Origin of the sequence: Shewanella sp. AS1 (assembly GCF_021412565.1) — a bacterium.
Taxonomy (GTDB): domain Bacteria; phylum Pseudomonadota; class Gammaproteobacteria; order Enterobacterales; family Shewanellaceae; genus Shewanella.
Genome location: NZ_JAKCLJ010000076.1, coordinates 1 through 289 on the forward strand (window position 1 = coordinate 1; position 289 = coordinate 289).

The following is a 289-nucleotide window of genomic DNA, read 5'->3' on the forward strand; positions in this document are numbered from 1 at the left end:
GCGCTGCCGTCGAAATATCCGCCGGACGTGAAGACCAAGCATGAGTCGCCGGAACCGGACTACTCGATTTTCGAGACGCCGGAGCGGTCGCTCGAGCAGATCGCGAAAATCCAGGCGGAGATGGTGAAGGGCGAATTCACGCCGCCGAAGCCGGACTGGAACTATCTTCCGCGCACCCGGCGAATCCTGACCGAAGGCGGCGACCTGCACGTGCTGGCTTTCGGCGACAGCATCGTCGCCGACACGATGCGCTCCGGCTGGCTTGCGAAACTGGGCGCGGCGTATCCGA

At 64.0% G+C, this 289-nt stretch carries 1 protein-coding gene; it reads left to right on the plus strand.

The window, feature by feature from the left end; genetic code table 11:
• Window positions 1-289, plus strand: a 289-nt coding sequence (locus LZP69_RS16120) for a hypothetical protein (protein WP_234201711.1), incomplete at both ends; no start/stop codon positions are given.